Annotated in this window: 19 protein-coding genes; 12 read left to right on the top strand and 7 right to left on the bottom strand. The window is 67.8% G+C overall.

Features of this window, described 5'->3' with window-relative positions:
* Nucleotides 1–15: 15 nt before the first annotated feature.
* From NDR87_RS18195 to ahcY, 4 genes are all read left to right on the top strand, one after another.
* Nucleotides 16–1,587 carry an ATP-binding protein gene (locus NDR87_RS18195; RefSeq protein WP_251913979.1) on the top strand — a complete coding sequence of 524 codons (1,572 nt, stop codon included), beginning with the start codon at nucleotides 16–18 and terminating at the stop codon, nucleotides 1,585–1,587.
* The gene (locus NDR87_RS18200; protein WP_251913978.1) at nucleotides 1,584–2,276 is read left to right on the top strand and encodes a response regulator; all 693 of its coding nucleotides are present in this window, start codon (nucleotides 1,584–1,586) and stop codon (nucleotides 2,274–2,276) included. Before NDR87_RS18195 ends, NDR87_RS18200 begins: the two co-directional genes overlap by 4 nt.
* 367 nt (nucleotides 2,277–2,643) lie before the next feature.
* Complete coding sequence (locus NDR87_RS18205; protein WP_251913977.1) at nucleotides 2,644–3,753, top strand: alkane 1-monooxygenase; 1,110 nt, start codon at nucleotides 2,644–2,646, stop codon at nucleotides 3,751–3,753.
* A gap of 94 nt (nucleotides 3,754–3,847) precedes the next feature.
* Nucleotides 3,848–5,323 (top strand): adenosylhomocysteinase, encoded by a 1,476-nt coding sequence (ahcY, locus tag NDR87_RS18210; protein ID WP_251913976.1) that lies wholly within the window; start codon nucleotides 3,848–3,850, stop codon nucleotides 5,321–5,323.
* A 54-nt stretch (nucleotides 5,324–5,377) separates the two neighbouring features.
* Here ahcY and NDR87_RS18215 read toward each other — a convergent pair whose 3' ends face one another.
* The gene (locus tag NDR87_RS18215; protein WP_372494219.1) at nucleotides 5,378–6,439 is read right to left on the bottom strand and encodes a glycerophosphodiester phosphodiesterase family protein; all 1,062 of its coding nucleotides are present in this window, start codon (nucleotides 6,437–6,439) and stop codon (nucleotides 5,378–5,380) included.
* 126 nt (nucleotides 6,440–6,565) lie between these two features.
* Here NDR87_RS18215 and NDR87_RS18220 point away from each other — a divergent pair, with 126 nt between their 5' ends.
* The 7 genes from NDR87_RS18220 (at nucleotide 6,566) to NDR87_RS18250 (ending at nucleotide 14,963) form a co-directional block, all read left to right on the top strand.
* Nucleotides 6,566–7,213, top strand: coding sequence for a dTMP kinase (locus NDR87_RS18220; RefSeq protein WP_251914232.1), 648 nt, complete (start codon nucleotides 6,566–6,568; stop codon nucleotides 7,211–7,213).
* Between the two features lie 78 nt (nucleotides 7,214–7,291).
* Entirely contained in the window at nucleotides 7,292–7,969 is a 678-nt protein-coding gene (mtrA, locus tag NDR87_RS18225; protein WP_036566684.1) for an MtrAB system response regulator MtrA, read from the top strand.
* A complete protein-coding gene (mtrB, locus tag NDR87_RS18230) occupies nucleotides 7,966–9,906 on the top strand; it encodes an MtrAB system histidine kinase MtrB (protein WP_372494207.1) in 1,941 nt (646 codons plus the stop codon). The genes mtrA and mtrB overlap by 4 nt, the downstream gene beginning before the upstream one ends.
* Nucleotides 9,903–11,729 carry an MtrAB system accessory lipoprotein LpqB gene (gene lpqB, locus NDR87_RS18235; protein WP_251913974.1) on the top strand — a complete coding sequence of 609 codons (1,827 nt, stop codon included), beginning with the start codon at nucleotides 9,903–9,905 and terminating at the stop codon, nucleotides 11,727–11,729. Before mtrB ends, lpqB begins: the two co-directional genes overlap by 4 nt.
* A gap of 168 nt (nucleotides 11,730–11,897) precedes the next feature.
* Nucleotides 11,898–12,536: a ComF family protein gene (locus tag NDR87_RS18240; protein ID WP_251913973.1), complete on the top strand. Its 639-nt coding sequence runs from the start codon at nucleotides 11,898–11,900 to the stop codon at nucleotides 12,534–12,536.
* Between the two features lie 269 nt (nucleotides 12,537–12,805).
* Nucleotides 12,806–13,489 carry a ribosome hibernation-promoting factor, HPF/YfiA family gene (gene hpf, locus NDR87_RS18245; protein ID WP_251914229.1) on the top strand — a complete coding sequence of 228 codons (684 nt, stop codon included), beginning with the start codon at nucleotides 12,806–12,808 and terminating at the stop codon, nucleotides 13,487–13,489.
* 187 nt (nucleotides 13,490–13,676) lie between these two features.
* Complete coding sequence (locus NDR87_RS18250) at nucleotides 13,677–14,963, top strand: acetyl-CoA C-acyltransferase (protein WP_251913972.1); 1,287 nt, start codon at nucleotides 13,677–13,679, stop codon at nucleotides 14,961–14,963.
* Between the two features lie 88 nt (nucleotides 14,964–15,051).
* On the opposite strand, the gene bluB is transcribed toward NDR87_RS18250, so the two are convergent.
* The 6 genes from bluB to NDR87_RS18280 all read right to left on the bottom strand — a co-directional run bounded on the left by bluB (nucleotide 15,052) and on the right by NDR87_RS18280 (nucleotide 21,885).
* Nucleotides 15,052–15,678, bottom strand: coding sequence for a 5,6-dimethylbenzimidazole synthase (gene bluB / locus NDR87_RS18255; protein ID WP_251913971.1), 627 nt, complete (start codon nucleotides 15,676–15,678; stop codon nucleotides 15,052–15,054).
* A gap of 65 nt (nucleotides 15,679–15,743) precedes the next feature.
* Entirely contained in the window at nucleotides 15,744–16,997 is a 1,254-nt protein-coding gene (locus NDR87_RS18260; RefSeq protein ID WP_251913970.1) for a fatty acid desaturase, read from the bottom strand.
* Between the two features lie 94 nt (nucleotides 16,998–17,091).
* Complete coding sequence (locus NDR87_RS18265; RefSeq protein WP_251913969.1) at nucleotides 17,092–18,498, bottom strand: acyl-CoA desaturase; 1,407 nt, start codon at nucleotides 18,496–18,498, stop codon at nucleotides 17,092–17,094.
* A gap of 175 nt (nucleotides 18,499–18,673) precedes the next feature.
* On the bottom strand, nucleotides 18,674–19,822 hold the full coding sequence (locus NDR87_RS18270) for a ferredoxin reductase (RefSeq protein ID WP_286013691.1): 1,149 nt from the start codon (nucleotides 19,820–19,822) through the stop codon (nucleotides 18,674–18,676).
* 100 nt (nucleotides 19,823–19,922) lie between these two features.
* On the bottom strand, nucleotides 19,923–20,495 hold the full coding sequence (locus NDR87_RS18275; protein WP_372494206.1) for a hypothetical protein: 573 nt from the start codon (nucleotides 20,493–20,495) through the stop codon (nucleotides 19,923–19,925).
* On the bottom strand, nucleotides 20,479–21,885 hold the full coding sequence (locus tag NDR87_RS18280; RefSeq protein WP_251913968.1) for a wax ester/triacylglycerol synthase family O-acyltransferase: 1,407 nt from the start codon (nucleotides 21,883–21,885) through the stop codon (nucleotides 20,479–20,481). Before NDR87_RS18280 ends, NDR87_RS18275 begins: the two co-directional genes overlap by 17 nt.
* Nucleotides 21,886–22,243: 358 nt before the next feature.
* Between NDR87_RS18280 and NDR87_RS18285 the strand changes: the two genes are divergently transcribed.
* Nucleotides 22,244–22,549 (top strand): Rv3235 family protein, encoded by a 306-nt coding sequence (locus tag NDR87_RS18285; RefSeq protein ID WP_251913967.1) that lies wholly within the window; start codon nucleotides 22,244–22,246, stop codon nucleotides 22,547–22,549.
* Nucleotides 22,550–22,686 lie beyond the last annotated feature (137 nt).

Here is a 22,686-nt window from a genome sequence, read left to right on the forward strand (position 1 = left end):
TCACCGGGAGGACACGTGCGGTTCCGACGGCGACAGGGCCTCACCCTGGCCGGGCAGGTCTTCCTCGTGCAACTACTGGTGCTGGTCGCGGTGATCGCCATCGGTGCGACCCTGGCCGTCTGGGAAGTGCGGCGCGAACAGGACGAGGCAACCCGGCAACTGGTCACCGGCATCGCCATCGCGGTCGCGCAGTCGCCCGCCACCATCGCGGCCGTGCACGAACCGAATCCGACCGCGCTGCTGCAGCCGGTGACCGAACGCATTCGCAAGCAGACCCGGGTGGACTTCATCGTGGTCATGGCCCCGGACCGCACCCGCTACACCCACACCCAGCCGGACCGGATCGGAAAGCCCTTCAGCGGCAACATCTATCGCGCCCTGCGCGGGGAGACGTTCACCGAGACCTTCACCGGCACCCTGGGACCGTCCATCCGGGTGGTCACCCCGGTGCGCGACGAGATCGGCGGCGGCGTGATCGCGCTGGTCTCGGTGGGGGTCACCCGCGCGGCCATCGGCGATCAGGTGGCCGAGCAACTGCCCTTCATATTGGGCGCGGCCGGGGTCGGCCTGGTGCTGGCGACGTTGAGCTCCCTGGCCCTGCGCCGCAGGCTGCTGCGCCAGACCCACGGCCTGGCCCCCGCCCAGCTGCGCGCCCTCTACGAACATCACGACGCCGTACTGCATTCGGTGCACGAGGGGCTGGTCGTCTTCGATCAGGACGCCGAGGAGGCGGCCGTGGTCAACGACGAGGCCCGCAAGCTGCTCGAGCTGCCCGACGGGCCGGTGCGCCGCACGGATCTGCCGGTCTCGCTGCGGCGGTTGGGCATGACGGTGATCCGCGACGAGATGCATGTGACCGCCGAGCGCGTGCTGGTGGTCAATCAGGACGTGGTCACCTGGTCCGGCCGCCCGCTCGGCACCGTGCTGACCGTGCGCGACCACACCGAATTGCGGGACATGATGGGCGAATTGAACTCCATGCGCGGCCTGGCCGATTCGCTGCGCGCGCAGGCCCACGAATCGGCGAACCGGCTGCACACGGTGATCACGATGGTGGAGCTGGGCCGCCCGCGCGAGGCGGTGGAGTTCGCGACCGCCGAACTGCGGCTGTCGCAGGCGCTCATCGATCGGCTCACCGGCGCCGTGCACGAACCCGCGCTGGCGGCGCTGCTGCTGGGCAAGGTGGATCAGGCCCTCGAGCGCGGGGTCGAATTGTCGGTGGCCGAGTCGACCGCGCTGGACTCCGCCGCGCCGCTGAGCCCGCACGAAATGGTCACCCTGGTCGGCAATCTGGTCGACAACGCCCTGGACGCGGTCGCCCAGCGTCCGGACGCCTGGGTGGAGGTGACCGTGCGTCAGGACGATGCGCAGCTGTATGTCCGCGTCGCCGACAGCGGCGCGGGCATGTCGGAGGAGGTGTTCACCCGCGCGATGGAACGCGGCTATTCGACCAAGACCGACCACCAGGGCCTGGGCCTGGCCCTGGTCCGGCGGTTGGTGGCCCGCTACGGCGGCACGCTGGAAGCCGAGCGCACCCCGGAATCGGCGGTGGTCGTGCGGATTCCGGTGATCGGGGGCCGATCGTGATCCGGGTCCTGATCGTGGAGGACGAGCCGCGCATCGCCGCCGCGCACCGGTCCTATGTGGAACGGGTGGAGGGCTTCACACCGGTCGCGGTCGCGCACACCGGCCGCGACGCGCTGCGGGAGGCGGGGCAGGCCACGGCGGCGGGCGCGCCGATCGAACTGGTCCTGATGGATATCGGACTGCCCGATATGAGCGGCCTCGAGGTCACCGCGGCGCTGGCACGGCTGCGGCCGCGGCCCGACGTCATCGCCATCACCTCGGCCCGGGATCTGGACATGGTGCGGGCCGCGGTGGCCCACGGCGTGGCGTTGTATCTGCTGAAGCCGTTCACCTTCGCGGCCTTTCGCGACAAGCTCGAGCGCTACCGGGAGTTCCGGACCGCGCTCACGGTCGGTGCGAGCGCGGTCACCCAGCACGACATCGACCGTGCGTTCGGCGCGCTGCGCACGGCGGATCCGAAGGCCACCGCCCCGAAGGGCATTGCGCCGCAGACCCTCGAGGAGGTCTCGCGGGCGGTCCGGACCGCCGCGGACGGGCTCTCGGCCACCGAAACCGGGCGTGCGGTGGGCGTCTCGCGCGTCACGGCGTGGCGTTATCTGGAGCGGCTGGCCGACGATGGGGTGGTCGATCGGCGCACCGACTACGGCCGCACCGGCCGTCCCCAGGTGCGGTATGTGTGGCGGAAGTGACGCGGCTTTTCCGAATCGTGTTGGGCTGTATAACATTTGTTCCAGCCCATCGAGGACGCTGGGCGGCAACTGGACAGCGTCGACATTCGCGCGGCGGGCCCGGGACCCGCGTCGCGACGGTGGGGACCCCGAACCCGTCGAATGTTCGCCTATGGTATGCGGACTCGGGAATCGCCTGTGCAACAGGTTGAAAACAGGACCCCGAAGTACGTAACGGTTGCCACGTTTGATGGATCCGAGTGGATGTAACGGGCGTAACGTCTGTATAGATTCACTGGCTACAGGTCAAGGGTACTTTTTTAGCGGGGCAAACGTGCAAACGGTCGGCAAACGCTCGGGTTCGCCAGACCCCAAACGACATCTGTGGATGTTGGGGTTGATAGCTCCGGGTTGTGCGTTGCTGCCTTCCCAGCTGGTGCTGCACACCGGGTTTCCGGTGTTCTGGTGGATCGGCCCGATCATCGTGTTGATCGTGATCCCAGTGCTGGACTGGGTGGTGGGGGAGGACGGCACCAACCCTCGGGACGAGGACTACGAACTCCTTTCCAACGACCGGTATTACCGGTGGTGTACATATCTGTTCCTGCCGATCCAACTGGCCGGATTGTGGATCGCGGCCTACATGTGGTCCGGCGACGAGCTCGCGGTCGTGGACAAGCTGGGGCTGGCGGCCACGCTCGGATTCGTCAGCGGGATCGGCATCAACGCCGCGCACGAGCTCGGTCACCGGGTCGAGCACATGGAGCGGTGGCTGGCGAAAATCGCGCTGGCGCAGTCGGGTTACGGCCACTTCTTCGTCGAGCACAACAAGGGGCACCACGCGCGGGTGGCCACGCCGGAGGATCCGGCGAGTGCGCGGCTGGGGGAGTCGCTGTGGGAATTCCTGCCGCGCAGCGTGGCGGGCGGGTTCCGGTCCGCGATCCGGATCGAGGGAGATCGGTTGCGGCGCAAGGGACTGCGCTGGTGGAGCCCGCGCAACCACATTCTGCAGGCCTGGTCGATGACGCTGGTGCTCTACGCCGCGTTGCTGGTGGCCTTCGGACCGCGGATCCTGCCGTATCTGCTGTTGCAGGCGGTGATCGGGGCGGCGCTGCTGGAAACGGTGAACTACGTCGAGCACTACGGGTTGTTGCGGCGCAAGCGGCCCAACGGTTCCTGGGCGCGCTGCTCGCCCGCCGACAGCTGGAACAGTGATCGCCTGGTCACCAACATCTTCCTGTTCCATCTGCAGCGGCACAGCGATCATCACGCCAATCCGGGGCGGCGGTACCAGACGCTGCGCTCGTCGCGAGAAGCACCCCAGCTTCCGGCCGGATATGCCAGCATGATTCTGCTGGCCGCGATACCCCCGCTGTGGCGCTCCGTGATGGACCCGAAGGTGCTGGCCCACTACGAGGGCGATGTGAGCCAGGCCAATATCGCCCCGCGCAAGCGCAAGCGGATTCTGGCGACCTACGGCGAGGCCGCGCCCGCCTGAAGCGTCAACTCCGCTGTGAGTTCTTCGCCCTTGCGTACCGTGTACGCACGATTGGTATTAGTCTCTCTTCGTACACGCCGACCAGGAGAGGCTGATGACGACCGCAGTGAGCAGCAAGACGACTGCCGACCACCGCAACGGGATCGATTTCAAGGTGGCGGACCTGTCGCTGGCCGAGTTCGGCCGTAAGGAGATCCGGCTGGCCGAGCACGAGATGCCCGGTCTGATGGCGTTGCGCCGCGAGTACGCGGAGGTGCAACCGCTGAAGGGGGCCCGCATTTCGGGGTCGCTGCACATGACCGTGCAGACCGCGGTGCTGATCGAGACCCTGGTCGAGCTGGGGGCGCAGGTGCGTTGGGCCTCCTGCAACATCTTCTCCACCCAGGACCACGCCGCCGCGGCGGTCGTGGTCGGCCCGCACGGCACTGTGGAGGAGCCCAAGGGTGTGTCGGTGTTCGCCTGGAAGGGCGAGACGCTCGAGGAGTACTGGTGGGCCGCCGAACAGATGCTGACCTGGCCGGATGAGCCCGCGAACATGATCCTCGACGACGGCGGCGATGCCACCATGCTGGTGCTGCGCGGTGCGCAGTTCGAGAAGGCGGGGGTGGTGCCGCCGGAGGACGCGGACCACTCCGCCGAGTACAAGGTGTTCTTGAATCTGCTGCGTGCCAGCCTCGAGGCCGACAAGGGCAAGTGGACCAAGATCGCCGAGTCGGTCAAGGGCGTCACCGAGGAGACCACCACCGGCGTGCTGCGGCTGTATCAGTTCGCCGCCGCCGGGGAGCTCGCGTTCCCGGCCATCAATGTCAACGACTCGGTCACCAAGTCCAAGTTCGACAACAAATACGGCACCCGGCATTCGCTCATCGACGGCATCAACCGCGGCACCGATGTGCTGATCGGCGGCAAGAAGGTGCTGATCTGCGGGTACGGCGATGTCGGCAAGGGCTGTGCGGAATCGCTGGCCGGGCAGGGCGCGCGTGTGCAGGTCACCGAGATCGATCCGATCAACGCGTTGCAGGCGCTGATGGACGGATTCGACGTGGTCACCGTCGAGCAGGCCATCGGCGAGGCCGACATCGTGATCACCGCGACCGGTAACAAGGACATCATCACCCTCGACCACATGAAGGCGATGAAGGACCAGGCCATCCTGGGCAATATCGGCCACTTCGACAACGAGATCGACATGGCCGCCCTGGAGCGCTGCGGCGCGACCCGGCTGAACATCAAGCCGCAGGTCGACCTGTGGACGTTCAAGGAGTCGGGTAAGTCGATCATCGTGTTGTCCGAGGGTCGACTGCTGAACCTGGGCAACGCCACCGGTCACCCGTCGTTCGTGATGTCGAACTCCTTCTCCAACCAGGTCATCGCGCAGATCGAGCTGTGGACCAAGCCGCAGGAGTACGACAACGAGGTCTACCGCCTGCCGAAGGTGCTCGACGAGAAGGTCGCCAAGATCCACGTCGAGGCGCTCGGCGGCACGCTGACCAAGCTGACCAAGGACCAGGCCGAGTACATCGGCGTGGACGTCGAGGGTCCGTTCAAACCGGAGCACTACCGCTACTGAGCCACGAGCTCGTTTCCTGCCGCCGCGGCCCCGGGCCGCGGCGGCAGGACCTTGTCACTTCCGATACGACGCGGGCAGGGGCAACCCCTTGCTCTCCAACGCCTTCCGTCCGCGATCCGGATAGTCGGTGATGATCCCGTCGACGCCCGTATCCAACTGCGCCGCGATCGTCGCCTCGTCGTTGAGCGTCCACGGCACCACCTTCAGTCCCTTGGCGTGCGCCTTGCGCACGTATTCGGCATCGGCGGTGAAGCGGAAGCCGGGCTCGCCGAACTTGGCCGGGCTGTTCTCCGCGGGCACATAACTCGGCGAGGAGACGTTCGCCCCGAGCGCCGCGATCGCGCCCAGCGGATCGTCGACATGGTCCTCGTAGCGCACCGGGCCCAGCCAGCGGCTGCCCGCCTTGAAGGTGGTCTCGTCGTAGAGCGCCACCGTCGGGATCGCCGCATTCTTCGCCTTCACCAGCGGCAGACTGGACCAGTCGAAGCTCTGGATCTCCACCTTGTCGGCGGCCCCCGCCCGGTTCACCGCGTCGAGAATGACGTCGACGAATTCCTGCGGCGCGGCGGTCTGCTCGGGATGTTCCGCCTCGATCTTGGTCTCGATGTTGTAGCGGATCGTCTCGAACGCGCCCGGATAACTCTTCACCAGATCGAACAATTCCGGCAGGCGGGCGATTCGATTGTTCGGAACCGACTGCTGTCCCGGGAAGTTCGGCAGCGTCTTCGAGCAGTTCACCGTGCGGACCTGGTCATAACTGAGCTCATGGAGCAGTTTGCCGACATAGGGAAATTGCGGATCGTTCGCGAACGCGGGCGCGGTATCGGTGCACTTGTCCGCCTGGATTTTCGGATCGTGCCAGATCACCGGCACCCGGTCGGCGGTGAGGACGATGTCCAGCTCCAGCGTGCTGACGCCGAGTTCCAGCGAATGCGCGTAGGCCGCCAGGGATTCCTCGGTCAGCAGGCCGCGGCCGCCGCGATGGGACTGCAGATCGATCGCGCGCTGCGAATCCAGCGCGGGCGCACCGCTCGTGGTGGTCGAACTCGAGGTGTCCTCACCCCCGCCGAAGGCGGTTACCGCGGTTAGAGCAATCATGCAGCTCGCAGCGGAGATGGCCCACCGCAGCCGTTTCCTCTCGGGTTTACTGGTCATTCCGGACACCCTAGCGATCGAAGGGCAACAAATACTGTCGCGCGGGTGACCGATCCGGTTCGGCGGCGAGCGTCTAACCTGGTGCGCATGGGTGCGTTGGTGGCGGTTGAGGGGCTCGACGGCGCGGGTAAGCGCACACTGATCGACGCCGTCGTCGCGGGGCTGGCCGAGCGCGGCCTGCGCGTCGCGGGGCTGGCCTTTCCCCGCTACGGACGGTCGGTGCACGCGGATCTGGCGGCCGAGGCGCTGCGCGGGAGGCACGGCGATCTGGCCGCGTCGGTGAATGCGATGGCCCTTTTGTTCGCACTGGATCGGGCCGGGTCGCGCGACGAGCTGGCGAAGCTGTTGGCCGACAACGATATTGTGCTGCTGGATCGCTATGTGGCCTCGAATGTCGCCTACAACGCGGCGCGAACCGACCAGTCCGCTGACGGGGAAATCGCTTCCTGGGTGACGGAATTGGAATTCGGGCGATTCCAGATGCCGGTGCCGGATCTGCAGGTGCTGTTGGACGTCCCCACCGAACTCGCGGCCGAACGGGCACGTCGGCGCGGTGAACTCGACACCGCCCGCGGCCTGGACGCTTACGAACGGGACAACGGGCTGCAGGAGCGCACCGCGGCGGTCTATCGTGTGTTGGCCGAAACGCATTGGCACGGATCGTGGTGGGTCCATCGGCCGCATGACGATCCGGCAACGCTTACCGCGCGCCTGGCGGAAAAGGTTGCCCTATAGGGTTGGATGTGCGTCGGTAATGTACCAGTGTTGGCGTGGTTGCCCGTTTCGAGCCGGAGAGATGACACCATAGTAGTTATGAAGCCGAAGATTCTGGTCGTCGACGACGATATGGCGCTCGCGGAGATGCTCACGATCGTCTTGCGCGGCGAGGGTTTCGATCCCCACGTGGTCGGCGACGGCACGCAGGCGCTCACCGCGGTCCGGGAGCTGCGCCCGGATCTGGTGCTGCTGGATCTGATGCTGCCGGGCATGAACGGCATCGATGTATGCCGGGTGTTGCGGGCGGACTCCGGTGTGCCGATCGTGATGCTGACGGCGAAGACCGATACGGTCGACGTCGTGCTGGGCTTGGAGTCGGGCGCCGACGATTACATCGTCAAGCCCTTCAAGCCGAAGGAGCTCGTCGCCCGGGTGCGCGCCCGCCTCCGTCGCACCGAGGAGGAACCGGCGGAGCTGCTGTCCATCGCGGACATCGTCATCGATGTGCCAGCGCACAAGGTGACCCGCGCTGGTCAGCAGATCTCGCTGACTCCGCTCGAGTTCGACCTGCTGGTGGCGCTGGCCCGCAAGCCGCGTCAGGTGTTCACCCGCGAGGTGCTGTTGGAGCAGGTGTGGGGTTACCGGCATGCCGCCGACACCCGCCTGGTCAATGTGCACGTGCAGCGGCTGCGCGCGAAGGTCGAGAAGGATCCGGAGAATCCTGAGATCGTGCTGACCGTTCGTGGTGTGGGCTACAAGGCCGGACCGCCGTGATCGAAACCTCCAGAAACCGCCTCGCGCGGTTGCTGGCGGCGACGGTGGCCTGGTTCAAATCCGTCGGAGAGTCACTGGGCCACGTCTGGCGGCGTTCGCTGCAGTTGCGCGTCGTCGTGTCCACCCTCACCCTGTCGCTGATCGTCATCACGATCCTCGGCGTGGTGCTGACCAGTCAGATCACCGATCGACTGCTCGAGGGGAAGATCAGCGCGGCCGTGGAGGAGATGGGCCGCGCCCGCAATACGGTGGAGAGCCAGCTGACGGGCGTGCACGATTCGAGCACCCAGCACGTGCGGCTGCAGGACGCGCTGCAATCGCTGTCCTCGGGCAGCTCCCAATCCGGCGGCGCCGCAGGTAATTACGATGCCGCGCTGTCGATGATCGGCGAGGGCGAGATGCCGATCGAGGCCGGTCCGATCCAGGACGTGCCCGTCGAACTGCGCCGCTTCGTGGATCAGAACCAGCTGAGCTATCAGTTCGTCACGCTCACCGATTCGGACGGCTATCACGGCCCGGTGCTCATCGTGGGCAGTCCCAGCGCCGAGGTGCCCACCCTCAAGATCTACCTGATCTTCCCGCTCAACAACGAGAATCGCAGCCTGCAGCTGATGCGCGGCACCATGCTGATCGGCGGCATCGTGCTGCTGGTGCTGTTGGCCGCGATCACCGCGCTGGTCACCCGCCAGGTGGTGCTGCCGATCCGGTCGGCGGCCCGGATCGCCCAGCGCTTCGCCGACGGTCGGCTCAAGGAGCGGATGCTGGTGCGCGGCGAGGACGATATGGCGAGATTGGCCATGTCGTTCAACGAGATGGCCGAAAGCCTGTCCAACCAGATCACGCAGCTGGAGGAGTTCGGAAATCTGCAGCGCCGCTTCACCTCCGACGTCAGTCACGAGCTGCGCACGCCGCTGACCACCGTGCGCATGGCGGCCGACCTCATCCACGGCTCCAGCGACGAACTCGATCCGGCGCTGGCGCGCAGTGCGGAACTGCTGGTGACCGAGCTGGATCGGTTCGAGAGTCTGCTCAACGACCTGCTCGAGATCAGCCGCCACGACGCGGGCGTGGCCGAGCTGCAGGTGGAGTCGCTGGACGTGCGCATGTGCGCGCGGGCCGCGCTGTCGACCGTGCGGCATCTGGCCAAGGACACCGGCGTCGAGGTCGTGGTGGATCTGCCCGAGGAGCCGCTCGTCGCCGAGGTCGATCCGCGCCGCGTGGAACGCGTGCTGCGCAATCTGCTCGCCAATGCCATCGACCACAGCGAGGGCAAACCCGTGTTGTTGCGGATGCGCGGCGACGTCGACGCCAACGCGGTCGCGATCGTGGTGCGCGATCAGGGCGTGGGCCTGCGGCCGGGCGAGGAGAAGCTGGTGTTCAACCGCTTCTGGCGCTCGGACCCGTCCCGGATGCGGCGTTCCGGCGGCACCGGACTGGGCCTGTCGATCAGCGTGGAGGACGCCAATCTGCACGAGGGCAAGCTGGAGGCGTGGGGCGAACTCGGCGTCGGCGCCAGCTTCCGGCTCACGCTGCCGCTCACCCGCGGTCGCAAGATGGGACCCAGCCCGCTGTCGCTGGAGCCGCCGAAGCGCCGGGTCCAGGTGGTGGAGGCCGCTGTGCCGCAGGGGGACCCGGCGTCCGGTCCGGCCGCGGCCGAATCCGGCGACGGGCCCGTCGCCCCGACGGACCCCGCCGCGGCGACCGTGAGCCGGACCGAGCCGGGCGAGGTCGCACAGCCCGCGGCCGGTTCCCCATCGACGGCGGCATCCGATGATCCCGCCGCCGCGCCACCGCCGACCGGCGCGAACCCTCCCGTCCCGCGGGACGATTCGCCCGACGGCGCCGCCCCACCCGCCCGCCGCACGCCGCGCGGTATCGACAGCACCTCCACCGCAGCGGATTCCGTATTCAGCGATTCCGGGGACACGAAGTCATGAACGTCGTAGGTCACCGCATACGCCTCGCGGCCTGCCTGATGCTGGCGGGCCTGCTCACCCTGACCGGGTGCGCCAACCTGCCCGATTCGTCCGCGCCCCAGGCCCTGGGCACGATCGATCGCGCCCCGACGTCCTCGACGCTCCCGCAGCCGATCCAGGGCCGCGATCCGGATCTGCTGCTGCGCGATTTCCTGCAGGCCTCCGCCGATCCGAGCAACCGGCACGAGGCCGCGCGCCAGTATCTGTCCCCGAAGGCCGCCGCGAAGTGGAACGACGCGGCCAGCATCACGATCCTCGAGTCGGCCGACACCCTGCGCGAATCCCGATCCGGGGATACCGCGACCTATCAGATCCGGGGCCGCAAACTCGGCGAGCTCGAACCCGACGGGTCCTATCGCGCGGTCGACGGCACCTCCTCGCAGGTCGAGAAGCGGATGGAGATGGTCCGGGTCGGGGGCGAATGGCGGATCGATGAGCTGCAGGCCGGCGTGCTGGTGATCAAGACCGCGTTCGAGAAGTCCTATCGGCGCTATGTGCTGTATTTCCCGAATGCCGCGGGCACGGCGATGGTTCCGGACATTCGCTGGATCGCCGAACGCAAGGATCAGCTCACCACTCGGCTGTTGACCATGCTGGCCGCGGGGCCGCAGCCGGAACTGCTACCGGCGACTCGAAATATGCTGTCCGGTGCCGTGAGCGTGCACGGCGGAGTCACCAAGGCCAATGGGCAGACCGATGCGGTCGGGGTCGGCGTGGGCGGGGTGCAGATCGACTTCGCCGGTGCCTCGACGCTGGATCAGCGCGGCAAGGAACTGCTGGCCGCGCAAGTGGTGCTGACCCTGTCCGGCGCGGACATCCTCGGGCCGTATGTGCTGCTGGCCGACGGGAAACCGCTCGACGAGCGCTACGCCGCCACGGGCTGGTCCGCGGCCGATATCAACGCGATGAATCCGGCGTGGAGCACCCGCAATCGCGTCGGCCTGCACGCGGTTCGGGACGGCTCGCTGGTCAAGGTGGACGTCGGAAAGAACGAGATCTCGCCCGTGCCCGGCTACTTCGGCTCGGTGCACAACCTGCAATCGGTCGGCCTGTCCCAGGACGGACAACTGGTCGCCGCCGTCGCCGATAGCGGGCAGCCCGCGCCGCAGCCCCCGCGCACCCTGGTGATCGGCACCTACGACGGCGCGAGCACCATCTCCGTCGAACAGGGCGAAACCTTCACTCGTCCCTCCTGGACCGCGGACGGCACCGCGGCCTGGACCGTTGTCGACGGCCAGCGGGTGATCCGAGTCGTGAACGACCGCCGCACCGGCACTGTGTCGAAACAGGACGTCGATATCTCCGCCCTGTTCGCGCCTCCCGCCGATCCTACGCAGTCGGCGCCGCGTGGGCCGATCACCGAACTGCGGGTCGATCGCAGCGGCGCCCGGGCCGCGTTGATCGCGAACGGCAAGGTCTACGTCGCGGTGATCGTGCCCCAGCCGAACGGCCGCTTCGCGCTGGCCTCGCCGCTGCCGGTCGCGGTGAGCGTCGCCAGCAGGGTGGTGTCGCTGGACTGGTTCAGCGCCGATCGCGTGATCTTCGTCCGCGAGGGCAATGTCGAGCCCGTCGACACCGTCCCGATCGACGGCTACGGCGTCACCCCGCTGACCGCCCAGAACCTGACCTGGCCGGTCCGCGTCGTCAGTGCCTCGCCCGACTTCCAATACGTCGCCGACGCCCGCGCGGTCCTGCAGCTGCAATCCAATGAACCGAGCAGCGAGCGCTTCTGGCGAGAGGTCTACAACCTCGGCCCGAACGCCGTTCCGGTGCTGCCGGGCTAGCCGACTCGCGGGCCGCGCCGCCCGGCCCGCTGCCATCGCCTCTGCCGCAACGAGATTCCATTGCCGGGCTGGTATCTCCGGGTCGCGGAGTATATTTCGCTGTCCGGTGCGGACACCGGCGATCCCGAGGCCGCGAATCGTGTCGGTGCCGGGGTGCATACTCCCGCCATGCTGCTGGAGTTGATACTGCCGCAGATGTGCGGGGGCTGTGGGGAACCGGGGGTGGGCTGGTGCGCCGGGTGTGCGGGAAGTCTTGCGGGGGCGCCGGTTCGGGTGTGGCCGCGGGCGGATCCGGGGGTGCCGTGCTGGGCGCTGGGGCGGTACGCGGGTCCGGTGCGGCGCGCGGTGGTTGCCGCGAAGGAGCAGGGGCGGCGTGATCTGGCGGTGCCGCTGGGGCTGGCACTGGCGAGGGGGCTTGATCGTTTGCGGGACCCCGCGCGGGCGTTGGTGCTGGTGCCCGCGCCGAGTCGCCGGGCGGCGGCGCGGCGGCGCGGCGGCGATCCGGTGGCCCGTACCGCCCGGGTCGCCGGAAGTTGGCTGCACGATAGCCGAATGGCCCCGCTGCTATCCATGCGCCGCGGTGTGCGCGATTCGGTCGGCCTGGGCCCGAGTGCTCGGGCACACAATCTGCGCGGTCGGATCGTGGTGTCGGCCGGTTCGCTGCGGACTGCCCCGGTTCCGCCGAATGCCGAGGTAGTGCTGGTCGACGACGTGCTGACCACCGGAGCCACCGCGCGCGAGTCGGTGCGGGTGCTGGCGCGCGCCAAGATTGCCGTGCGGGCCGTGGTGGTTACTTCAACCGTCTGATCGGGGGAAATTTGCGTGAACACTGGCGGACGGATCGCTGGCGTAATAGCGTGGCGAGTAGAGCGATCTGACACCCGAACCCCAGAGTTTGGAGGTGGCGCCTCGGACGACTTCGTGCCGAGTTTCAAGCATCGTTCCCAAGCTCGGCACGGCAGATTCCCGCCACACAGAATCGGTTGTGTGGCCAGATCCGGGAGGTACGCGTGACGACTTCACGACCTTCAGTGAAAGAAGCAGATCCCTCGGCCCGTTACGGCACTTCGTTCGACATCCCGCAGCGCAACGGAGCCGAGCAGCCTGCAGCGGACCGGCCCAGGACGCCTCGTGCGGACGTCGTGGTGAAGGGACGCAACGTCGAGGTTCCCGATCATTTCCGCATTCACGTCGCCGAGAAGCTCGCGCGACTCGAACGCTTCGACCCGTCGATCTACCTGTTCGACGTCGAGCTGTTCCACGAACGAAATCGCCGTCAGCGCAAGAGTTGTCAGCGCGTGGAGATCACCGTCCGGGGCAAGGGCCCGGTCGCGCGATCCGAGGCCGCCGCCGACAGCTTCTATGCCGCGCTCGAGTTGGCCGTCGATCGACTCGAGAGTCGGCTGCGCCGGACGAAGGACCGGCGGCGGGTGCACTACGGGGAGAAGACTCCCGTCTCGGTGGCCGAGGCCACCGCCGATCTGATCGACGACGCGCTGTTCGCCAAGTCGTCGGACGAATCGACGTCCGGCCACGAGCGCTGGCCCGACGAGATCATCGAACCGAACGATTACGCGGGCCCGGGCCATATCGTGCGCACCAAGGTGCACCCGGCCACACCGATGACCGTCGACGACGCCCTCTATCAGATGGAGCTCGTCGGCCATGATTTCTTCCTGTTCCAGGACAAGGAGACCGACCGGCCGTCGGTGGTCTACCGTCGCCACGCCTTCGACTACGGCCTGATCCGACTCGCGTAGTCGCGGCGTAAGCCCCCGGACCGGGGCTTTTCGGAGCCCCGGTCGCCCACTGTTCGGCGATTTCTCGCGAAACAGGTTGTCACGCAAACCTTCCGGGTAGCTCGCACTTGTCTGTGACAATGTGTATCGCCTTTTTCCTTACTTTGCAGTAAGTTGGTGGCCTCGGGTTCTTCGGAGAGGACATGTCGTGGCTGCCAAACGTCGTGCTGTGATCGTGTCGGGTGTGCGGACGCCGTTCGTACGGGCGTTCACCGACTACACGCGGCTGGATTCGATCGATCTGGCCGATGCGGCCGTGGCCGGTCTGCTGGAGCGGACCGGCCTGCCCAAGGATCAGGTGCAGGCCATCGTGTGGGGCGGGGTGATCCTGCCCAGCGCGGCGCCGAACATCGCCCGCGAGATCGCACTGGATCTGAAGCTCGATCCCGGCTGCGAGGGCTACACCGTCACCCGCGCCTGCGCGTCCGGCCTGCAGGCCGTGACGTCGGCGGCCGCGGCCATCGAGCGCGGGGAATACGACGTGATGATCGCGGGCGGCAGCGATTCCACCAGTAATGCCGAGGTGAAGCTGCCGCAGAAGGTGGTGCACGCGGCCGCGCCGCTGGCGCTGGGCAAGCCCAAGGCCAAGGACTATCTGTCGGCAGTGGCGCAGCTGGCCCCGTTCACCGATATCGTGCCGCGCCGACCCAAGATCGCCGAGCGCACCACCGGCGAGGTGATGGGCGAGTCGGCGGAGAAGATGGCCGGTATCCACGGCATCACCCGCGCGGCGCAGGACGAGTTCGCCGCGCGCTCGCATCACCGTGCCGCCGCGGCCATCGAATCCGGGCGCTTCGATCGTGAGGTGCTGGAAGTCGTGACGCCCGAGGGGGAGTCGGTGCGCCGCGACGGACTCGTGCGCGCCGACACCAGTGTCGAGAAGCTGGCCAGGCTGGCTCCGGTCTTCGCGAAGGACGGCACCGTTACCGCGGGCAATGCCAGCCCCCTCACCGACGGGGCCGCGGCCGTGCTGCTGATGAGCGAGGAGAAGGCTCGCGCACTGGGCTTCGCGCCGCTGGCCGCCTTCCGCTCCTGGACCTATGTCAGCGTCGACCCCACCGATCAGGTGCTGATCGGCCCCGCGATCTCCATGCCGCGGGCCCTCGACAAGGCCGGAATGTCGCTCGCCGACGTCGATTTCGTCGATATCCACGAGGCCTTCGCCGCCCAGACCCTGTCCGTGGTGTCCGCCCTGGCCAGCGACGAATGGGCCAAGACCCGCCTCGACCGCGACACCGCCGTCGGCGAGATCGACCCGGCCATCCTGAACGTGCGCGGCGGCTCGGTCTCCCTCGGCCACCCCTTCGGCGCGACCGGCGCCCGCATGGTCACCACAATGGCCAACGAACTGGCCCTCTCCGACAAATCCACCGCCCTGCTCGGCATCTGCGCCGCGGGCGGCATCGGCGCCTCCGCAGTCCTCGAACGCGTCTGACCCACCGCCGCACCCCGTCCGATACCTCGCACCCCCTGTGGTCGCCCGCAGGGGGTGCGAGGCGCGGGAAGGGGTGCGGCGCTGGGGTTCAGGACGTGCGGTAGCGCTCCCAGTGGATGGCGTCGGGGAGGGGGCGGCGGGCGCGCCAGCCGAAGCGTTCCAGATCGGGGGTGTCCTGGAAGTCGTGGACCGGGCCGACGCAGAGCCAGGCGATGGGGCGGATCCCGGGCGGGAGGTCGATCAGGGCGGTGAGGAACGGTTCGTCGTAGAAGCTGACCCAGCCGACGCCGATGCCCTCGGCCGTGGCGGCGAGCCAGAGGTTCTGGATGGCGAGAATCGTGGAATAGCGCCCGGTTTCGGGAACAGTGGCCCGGCCCAGGATCTGCGGGCCGCCGCGGTTGTCGTCGTGGGTGACGACGATTCCGGTGCCGCTCTCGACGATTCCCTCGATCTTGATCGGCTCGAATGCGCGCGCCCGATCCGGCGGCAGCGCGTCGCGGAATTCGACGCGCTTGTCGGCCACATGGGCGGCGAATCTCGTCAGCGTCGCCCGGTCCCGCACCACGACGAAATCCCAGGGCTGCGAATTCCCCACGCTCGGAGCCCGATGCGCGGCGTCCAGAATCCGCAGCAGCGTCGCATCGTCGACGAGTTCGCCGGTGAACTCCGCCCGGACATCGCGCCGCCGCCGGATCACCTCATAAAGCTCGGCCACGGGCGACAGTCAACCAAGCCGGGGCGCGGCGGCCGCCACCACCCCGGGTGACGGCCGGTCGCGAATCAGCCGACCGAGACCGGCTGGCGGCGCGCGGCGATGCGGCGGCGGCCCTCCTTCAGGGCGGTGCGCAGGCCGCGGCGGCGTCCGGTGGTGTGGTCGATGCTGGCCGAACCGCCGAAAGCCTTCTCCGAGCGGGTCTCCGGGGCGTCGTGGGTGCTGCGGCGCAGGTACTTGTTGGGCAGCGACAGCTTCATGATGGTGCGCCAGGACTTGGCGTACTGCACCGGAAGCGAACCCGTGGTGTAGGGCAGGTCGTACTTGTCGCACAACTCCCGCACCCGCACCGCGATGGCGGCGTACCGATTGCTCGGCAGGTCGGGGAACAGGTGATGCTCGATCTGATGTGACAGGTTGCCGGTCATGAAGTGCATGAGCGGGCCGCCGCTGATGTTGGCGCTGCCGAGCATCTGCCGCAGATACCATTCGGCCTGGGTCTCGTTGTCGACATCGCGCTTGGTGAATTTCTCCGCGCCGTCGGGGAAGTGACCGCAGAAGATCACCGCATTGGTCCACACATTGCGAATGATGTTGGCGGCCAGGTTGGCCGTCAGCGTGGACAGGAAGAACGGACCCGTCAGCAGCGGGAAGAGCAGATAGTCCTTGGCGGTCTGCTTGCCGATCTTCTTCAGCACCAGCCGCCGGTCCTGCTCGAACTGCTTGCGCTCGGGGCTGTCCGGCGCCCACTTCTTCTTGGCGAGCTTGCCCAGCTCCAGATGCTGAACGGCGACACCGTATTCGAAGAACATCTGCAGCAGCAGGTTGTAGACCGGCTGGCCGAGATAGAACGGCGACCAGCGCTGGTCCCGGGTGACGCGCAGCAGGCCGTAGCCGATGTCGTCGTCCATGCCCAGCACGTTGGTGTACTTGTGGTGCAGGTAGTTGTGGGTGATCTTCCAGTGTTCGGAGGGACCCACGTTGTCCCATTCCCACGTCGAGGAGTGGATCTCCGGATCGTTCATCCAGTCCCACTGTCCGTGCATGACGTTGTGGCCGATCTCCATGTTCTCGATGATCTTGGCCGTGGACAGCAGCGCCACGCCCGCGAACCACGCGGGCGGGAAGAAACTGGCGAACAACACCGCGCGCCCGCCGATTTCGAGGCCGCGCTGAAGCCGGATCACATTGCGGATGTAGCGCGCGTCGCGCTCGCCGCGGGAGGCCTCGATCTCACGCCGGATCGCGTCCAGCTCGGCACCGATCGCCTCCACGTCCTCGGGAGTGAGGTGGGCGTATTCCTTGACATCCGAGATCGCCATGGTGGTTACACTACCGTAGGTTACGGCTCCGTAGGTTAACTACAGATTGATTCACAGTTGTGATCTGGATCGCATTGTGAAAGTGACCAACGGGTCAGTTCGCCTGCCGCTGCCGTCGCCGCATCCGCCAGATCGCCCGCTCCCGCAGGGCCTTGCGGCGCAGTAGCTGCTGCTCCTCGCGGGCCTTGTCCTGCAGGGCCTGCCTGGCCTCGCGCAGGGCCTGCTTCTCCTGGCGTGCCTTCTCCCGCAGCGCCACCTTGGCCTCGGCCATGGCCGAGCGCAGGCCGCGCCGATGTCCGGTCCGCGGATCGATTCCGGGCCAATGGTTCTCGGCCCACTGGTCCGCGGTCGGCAGCGAGACCCGCGACAGCGCGGCGAATTTCCGCTCCGAGGAGGTCTCCGGCGCGTCGTCGGCGGTCCGGCGCAGGAACCGGTCCGGCAGTGCCAGCTTGTGAATAGTACGGAATGCCAGCAGATATTGCTTGCCGAGCGAACCGGTCGTATACGGCAGATCGTACTTGTCGCACAGCTGGCGCACCCGCGCGGCGATCTCCGGATACCGATTGCTCGGAATGTCGGGAAACAGATGATGTTCGATCTGGTAGCAGAGGTTGCCGCTCATGAACGCCATTGCCGGGCCCGCCTGGAAATTGGCGCTGCCCAGCATCTGCCGCAGATACCACTCGGCGCGGGTCTCGTCGGCGAAATGCTCCTCGGTGAACTTCTCGGCGCCGTCGGGGAAGTGGCCGCAGAAGATCACCGCATACGCCCACAGATTGCGGATCAGATTCGCGGTGGCGTTCGCCTTCAGCGTCTGCTTCCAGGCCGGGCCGGTGAGCAGGGGGTAGAGGACGAAATCCTTGGCGACCTGCCGACCGGCCTTGCGCGCGAACGCCTTGTTCGGCTCGGAGAACACCTGCCACGGGGACACGCCCGTCTGCAGCTTCTCCGCCGACAGGTCGTGCAGCGCGATGCCCCATTCGAAGGTGGCGGCCAGGACGAGGTTGGCCAGCGGTTGGACCAGATGCAGCGGCTTCCACTGCTCGTCGCGGGTCATGCGCAGGATGCCGAAACCCAGGTCCTCGTCCTTGCCGAGCACGTTGGTGTAGGTGTGGTGGGAGTAGTTGTGCGCCCGCTTCCACTGTCCGGACGTGCCGGTCATATCCCACTCCCAGGTGGTGGAGTGGATCTCCGGGTCGTTCATCCAATCCCACTGCCCGTGGCTGATGTTGTGCCCGAGCTCCATGTTCTCGATGATCTTCGCGACCGACAGCATGGCCGTGCCGAGCAGCCACGCCGACCGCTTCCGGCTCGCGAACAGCGTCGCCCGCCCGGCGGCCTCGAGAATGCGCTGGGCGCGAATCGTCCGACGAATATATTTCGCGTCCCGATCGCCCAGTGACTGCTCCACATCCCGGCGGATGGCGTCGAGTTCCGCGCCGAGGGTCTCGATGTCGGCCGGGGTCAGATGGGCGTACGCATTGATGTCGGTAATTGCCACAGTGTTGGATTGCCTCGCTAGTCGGATGCCGATGTTCGATTGCCTCGTCGCGCTCGAACGGCGCTCATCGCCAGGTGTGCGCACTCACCGACTACGGGGTCGCGAGGAGCACCGGGTGTGCCATCGAGAGTATCGGGTTTCGGTGAACGGTGTTGCAGCCGCGCGCCGCGGCCGGTCACACATCGAGGGTGCAGTCGCCGGCCGCGGCGGAGATGCAGGTCTGGATCTTCTCCCCGGCCTGGCGCTCGACCCCGTTGCGCAGATCGCGGGTGTGCCCCTCGGTCAGCGTCACCACACAGGTCTGGCAGATACCCATCCGGCAGCCGAACGGCATCTGCACGCCCGCGTCCTCACCGGCCTGCAGCAGGCTGGTGGCGCCGTCGACGGCGACGCTGCGCCCAGTGCGCGCGAAGGTGACCGTGCCGCCCTGGCCGACGGCCGAGCGTTCCACCTCGAACCGCTCGATATGCAGTCGCTCGGTCAGTCCGGCCGCGCCCCAGTGCTTTTCGATATCGTCGAGCATGGCCAGCGGGCCGCACGCCCAGGTCTCGCGCTCGCGCCAATCCGGGAACAGCTCGTCCAGATCGGCCAGCGCGAACTTGCCCCGCTCCCCGGTGAGGTGCAGATGCGAGATGAAGCTCGGATGCTTGTCGTGCAGTTCGCGCAGTTCCTCGGCGAACATGACGTCGTCGGAGGTGCGCGCCGAATGCACGTGCACCACATCGGGCAGGTTGGCGCGACGATCCAGCGTGCGCAGCATGCCCATCACGGGCGTGATGCCACTGCCCGCGGTCAGGAACAGGATCTTGGCGGGCGGCGGCTCGGGCAGCACGAAACCGCCCTGCGGCGCGGCCAGGCGAACGACCGTGCCCTCGGGTACGCCGTTGACCAGGTGGCTGGACAGGAAGCCCTCCGGCATGGCCTTGACCGCGATCGAGATCAGCCGCTTGGACCGGCTTTCCGGATCACTCCAATCCGGCGGACAGGTCAGCGAATACGACCGCCAGTGCCAGCGCCCGTCCACCAGCACCCCGATGCCGATGTACTGACCCGGGGTGAACTTGAAGTCGAACCCCCACCCCGGCTTGATCACCAGCGTGACCGAATCCGCGGTCTCCTTGCGCACGTCCACGATGCGCCCGCGCAGCTCACGCGCGGACCACAACGGATTGACCAGGTGCAGATAGTCATCCGGCAGCAAGGGGGTGGTGATGCGCGCCGCGGCCCCCCGCAGCGCGTTGAGGCGGGTCCGCCCGGCCATCTTCGCCTCGGCGACCGGAGCCTCCAGCCATTCCCGAATACTCTGTACGGATTTCGAGACCATTCGTGCAGACGCCCATTTCCTGTGATCACGCGCCGACCGGCGCAGCCTGACAGCAAGGTTACGGCATCGTAGGTTAGGTCAGGATGGGAGCCACGTCACGTCAGAGCAGTTCCAAGAGGAACGGCAGTTCCTGGGCGGCGTACCAGGCCAGCTGGTGATCCTCGGCGTCGCCCAGGACGAATTCGGCGTCGGGGTCGCCCAGGTCGGCGGCATCGATCACGTCGACGGCCTTGGCCACGGCCGGTTCGGCCTCGGCCAGGTCGACGTGTACCGAGGCGATCTGGTGGTAGGCGATCGGGGCCGACAGGCGGACCACGGCGTCGTCCAGGTCGGGGCGCAGGGCGGCGTCGGCGATGTCGGCGGCGATGACGGCGCGGCGGTAGACCGGGCTGTGGTAGGCGGGGTTGTCGTCGTCCTCGTCGGCATCGGCGGAGGCGAGGGCCGCCTCGCGTTCGTCGGCCAGCAGGCGCAGTGCCGCGCGCGCGGCCTCGCCCATGGCCACCTCGGCCAGTTCCTCGTCGTCGCCGGAGGCGTAGGCCTCCCGTAGCGCGGGGGTGACCGCGAACGCCGTGTCGTTGATCGCGCGGATCTCCCGATCGTTCACCAGGTCCCGCAGCATGGCGACGGTCGCCGGGACGTAGACCCGTAGCTTGCCTTCACTGGACGCAGGCACCGAGCATCTCCTCCATGGACTCGCGCACCGCCGCGGACAGCACGCCGATATCGGCCATCGCATCGCGATCGGCATTGAGACCGTAGAACACGTTTCCGTCGTAGGACGTGATTCCGATACTCGAGGCCTGGTTGCGCAGCAGTGGCGACACCGGATACATCTCCAGCATCCGCGCGCCGCCGATGTACATCGGCTGCTGCGGACCCGGCGCGTTGGTGATCACCAGATTGAACGTGTGCTCTGCGAACGTACTCGCCGCCCGCACGCTCATCGCATGCAGGCTGGCCGGAGCGAACCCGGCCATGTGTACCAGGGTGCGGGCGCGCACGCTGCGGCGGTGCCGGGCGTGCGCGGCGGTGGCGTGGCGGATGTGCGACAGCCGCATCACCGGATTCGGCTCGCCGACGGGCAGATCGACCAGGAACGAGGACACCTCGCTGGCCGGTCGGAGCTGATCGCCGTCGGGGCCCTCCACGTAGACCGACATGGGCACCACCGTGCGCAGCACCGCCGATTGGGTGAGCAGCTCGCCGCGCGACTGCAGGAAGATGCGCAGCGCCCCGGTGACCACCGCCAGGATCACATCGTTGATCGAGCAGTCGACCCGCCGTCGGATCCTGCGATAGTCCTCGAGATCGGTGCGCACCACGTCGAAGCGGCGATTGCGCGAGGTGCGGGTGTTGAACGGGCTGTCCGGCGCGCCGATGGCCGCGGTGCGCACCAGCGAGACCACCTTCTCCACGGCCCGCCCGGTGACCCCGACGATCGAATGGGACCCCGCCTCGCGCAACGCCTGCAGCGCCTCGCGCGGCTGGCCCGCCAGTTCCATCGCCGCCATGGTCAGCAGTTCCGCCTCGCCCGGCTCGCGGCGCGCGGTCCAGGCGTCGGCGGCGACCTCGCGCGGCGACGGGCTGGTATCGAGGATCACGTGGCCGATCTCGAGTGCGGTGGCGCCGTCGACCAGCGCGCTGTGGGTCTTGGTGAAGATCGCGCGGCGGCCGCCGGACAGCCCCTCGATCAGATACATCTCCCACAGCGGCCGGGTCTGGTCGAGCGGGCGTGAGGACAACCGGGCGACCAGATCGTAGAGTTGCTCCTCCGATCCGGGACCGGGTAGCGCCGAGCGCCGCACGTGATAGGTGATGTCGAAGCCGCTGTCCTCCACCCACACCGGCCGACCCAGCGCCAGCGGGACCTCGCGCACCTTGCGGCGATAGCGCGGCACCAGCGGCAACCGGCTTTCGACCAGTTCGACCAGTCGGTCGTAGCCGAGCCTGCTCCCGTCGGTTCCGCCATCGCGAACGATCGCGAGCGAGCCGATATGCATCGGATTACTGCTCGATTCGAGCCGGTAGAACGACGCATCCTGCGGCGTCAGTCTCGTGATCACGCTGCTGCGTACTCCTTCCGGTACTCGATCCATTGTGCGGTCACACAAACGGCTCGGCGGCGGCCGTGTGGCACTTTTCGCGATACCGGTGGAAGCCCTTCACCCGCAGCGGGTTCCGTGCGATGCTGGTGCGATTCGTGTCCAGGGGAGCAGATACGAGGGGGAAATGCTGACACCCGCGCCGAATACCGAACCGCCGCTGGAGGGTGCCGACCGGCCGGGCCGAGCGCCGCTGCCCTGCCGTCATCGTCTGCCCGCCCGCGCCGCTGCGCTCCGCCTGCGCGGATCGCACCGCCGGTCGCCGCACGACGGGCGTTCCCCATCCTACGCCAGGGCGGGCGAAAGAAGTTCGGGGGCAATGCGATTCGCCGAACGGTCGCTGCGGCTGGTGCTCGAGGCGCTGGACGGCCGCCGCTCGGCCGCGCAGCTCGCCCGGCTGGTGGATCCGACCGTGGCGGCCACCCTCGCGACCCTGATCCGCACCGGCGCCGCCGAGCGCAGGCTGGGCCCCGCCGTGCTGGTCGCCGTCCGGACCGAGCCGATCGGGCCGGGCGTCGCGGAGGTGGTGGCGGGATACGAACGCGGCGGACGGCGGTTCGCGATCGCCGCCCGGGCGGCCTGCCGTCGAGGGGAGTGGCGGCTGGTAGCCCTTAGGCTGCGATGACCGGCGTGAATAGCGCCCCGATGATGTGGGCGCGGTGCGCGCCCGCCGCCTAGGATGGATCCCGCATTACCATGGGCGATGCTGCCACAGCCAGCCCCCGCCTGGGGTCCAGCCCCGCGTGGGGTGCCGAGACGAAC

Origin of the sequence: Nocardia sp. CDC159, assembly GCF_023740735.1 — a bacterium.
In the GTDB taxonomy this organism is placed as follows: domain Bacteria; phylum Actinomycetota; class Actinomycetes; order Mycobacteriales; family Mycobacteriaceae; genus Nocardia; species Nocardia pulmonis.